Genomic DNA, 2,548 nt, shown 5'->3' on the forward strand with positions numbered 1-2,548 from the left:
CTGATCATTCCAGTTGTTCCATGGACACTGGCTCTTTTGCTTCCAGCCACGATAGTTGCGTGGATACTTGGAAACAGTTTGGGCGCCCTGGCGGCTTATAAGAGGAACACGTGGATAGACAAGGGAGTGCTCACAACATCTCTCATAGTTTCGCAGATCCCGTATTACTGGCTTGGAATGATTTTCATTTTCTTTTTCGGCGTAAGACTCGGATGGTTACCCGTTCAGGGAGCTTATTCTCAGGGAACCATTCCCAATCTCAGTTGGTCGTTCCTCATAGACGTTTTGAAACACTACATCATGCCCTTCGTTTCTATCGTTGTTTCCGCCATGGGTGGATGGGCGATAGGTATGAGACTCATGGTGATATATGAACTTGGAAGCGATTATGCGATGTTTTCTGAGTATTTAGGAATGAAGGACAAAAGGATCTTCAGGTATGTTTTCCGAAATTCCTTGCTTCCACAGATCACCGGACTTGCTTTGAATTTGGGAGGAGTCCTTGGTGGCTCTTTGATCACAGAAATCGTGTTCAATTACCCCGGAACGGGGTATCTACTGTTCAGGGCGTTGACTACTCTCGACTATCCGCTGATACAGGGAATCTTTGTGATATTGATAGCTTCCATTTACCTTGCCAATTTTGTAGTGGATTTCCTCTATGCGTTGATAGATCCAAGAATAAGACTGGGACAGGAGGCATGAAGCATGTTTTTGACAATGGTAAAACCGCTTTTCAGGAACAAAAAGTTCATAATAGGCCTTTCTGTTTTCCTATTCTTTCTACTTCTTGGAATACTGGGCCCAGTGTTTTACAAAGTGGATCCCACTGAGATGACATGGGACTATGAACAACCTCCTTCTGCAGCTCATCCACTTGGAACGGACACGTACGGAAGAGATCTCCTAGCTCAGCTACTTCATGGAATCCGTTCTTCTCTCTACATAGGATTTCTGGCAGCAATTATTTCCCTCGCGATAGGTACAGTTGTAGGCAGTCTTTCGGCGGTGAAAAGAGGAATAGTGGACGACACCCTGATGGCGATAACCAACATTGTACTCACAACACCATCTATTCTGATAGCCATTCTGATAGCCAGTTACCTGAAAGTAAGAAGCATAGAGATGGTGGCACTCATCCTTGGTCTTTTCCAGTGGCCCTGGTTTGCAAGGGCAATAAGAGCACAGCTCATGAGCGTAATGTCGAGGGAGTATGTGTACCTTTCCATAATGGCAGGGTACTCCGATCTCAGGCTCGTGATAGAAGACCTCATACCCACGATAGCGACATACGCTTTCATGTCTTTTGTTCTGTTCATAAACGGAGGAATCATGGGAGAAGCAAGTTTGAGCTTGATAGGGCTCGGTCCCACACAGGGAATTTCTCTTGGGATCATGCTTCAGTGGGCGGTTCTCATGGAAGCAGTGAGGAGAGGGCTCTGGTGGTGGTTCGTACCACCTGGTCTTGCTATTGTGGCAATTACAGCTTCCTTGCTCGTGATCAGCACGGCAATGGATGAAGTCTTCAATCCACGTTTAAGGGAGGAGTAAATATGAAGGAAGCACTTTTAAAGGCGGAGAATGTGAGAGCTTACTATAAATTGGAGAAAGCTTCTGTTAAGGCTGTAGACGGGGTATCTTTCGAAATACTGGAGGACGAAGTTGTAGGGGTCGTGGGAGAGTCCGGTTGTGGTAAGACAACTCTCTCGAACGTGATTTTCATGAACATGGTGAAACCCCTAACACTCGTCGATGGAAAGATCTTTTTGAGAGTGAACGGAGAACTTGTGGAGATCTCATCGATGACGAGAGACGATGTGAAGAAAAGATTCTGGGGAAAAGAGATAACGATAATACCTCAGGCAGCGATGAACGCGCTGATGCCAACCATCAGGATGGAAAAATACGTAAGACATCTCGCTGAATCTCATGGGATAGACGAGCAAGAACTTCTTGAGAAGGCCAAAGAAAGGTTCGAGGAAGTAGGATTGAAACCCATGTGGCTCAGGAGGTACCCATTTGAGCTCAGTGGAGGAATGAGGCAAAGAGCTGTGATAGCGATCGCCACCATACTGAATCCAAGCCTTCTCATAGCAGATGAGCCAACTTCCGCTCTGGATGTTGTCAATCAGAAAATCCTTTTGAAGGTCTTGATGCAAATGAAGAGGCAGAAAATTGTAAAAAGTATCATGTTCATCACACACGATATAGCCACGGTGAGGCAAATAGCGGACAGGATGATCATCATGTACGCCGGGAAGATAGTCGAATTTTCACCAGTAGAAGCTCTTCTGGAAAAACCGCTTCATCCCTACACCCAGGGGCTTTTCAACTCCGTTTTGACGCCAGAGCCGGAGGTCAAAAAGAGAGGTATTACCACTATTCCCGGAGCTCCACCTAACCTCATAAATCCTCCCTCGGGGTGCAGATTCCACCCAAGATGTCCTTACGCTATGGATGTGTGCAGAAAAAAGGATCCACCACTGGAAGAAGTGGAGCCAGGCAGAAAAGTAGCTTGTTTTTTGTACACGGAGGAGAGAGTATGAGC

Annotated in this window: 3 protein-coding genes; all 3 read left to right on the plus strand. The window is 46.2% G+C overall.

Going from position 1 to position 2,548, the window contains the following annotated elements:
* Window positions 1-705 (plus strand): ABC transporter permease (locus J7K79_RS06995; protein ID WP_296906812.1); only part of this gene is annotated, 705 nt, incomplete at its 5' end.
* A gap of 3 nt (window positions 706-708) precedes the next feature.
* Window positions 709-1,551, plus strand: coding sequence for an ABC transporter permease (locus tag J7K79_RS07000; protein ID WP_296906814.1), 843 nt, complete (start codon window positions 709-711; stop codon window positions 1,549-1,551).
* A gap of 2 nt (window positions 1,552-1,553) precedes the next feature.
* The gene (locus J7K79_RS07005; RefSeq protein ID WP_296906816.1) at window positions 1,554-2,546 is read left to right on the plus strand and encodes an ABC transporter ATP-binding protein; all 993 of its coding nucleotides are present in this window, start codon (window positions 1,554-1,556) and stop codon (window positions 2,544-2,546) included.
* Window positions 2,547-2,548 lie beyond the last annotated feature (2 nt).

This window comes from Thermotoga sp., from assembly GCF_021162145.1.
Taxonomy (GTDB): domain Bacteria; phylum Thermotogota; class Thermotogae; order Thermotogales; family Thermotogaceae; genus Thermotoga.

Bases quoted from the DNA above. Each gene is read 5' to 3' on its own strand.
- J7K79_RS07000 (WP_296906814.1), top strand. From the start codon at position 709: ATGTTTTTGACAATGGTAAAACCGCTTTTCAGGAACAAAAAGTTCATA.
- J7K79_RS07005 (WP_296906816.1), top strand. From the start codon at position 1,554: ATGAAGGAAGCACTTTTAAAGGCGGAGAATGTGAGAGCTTACTATAAA.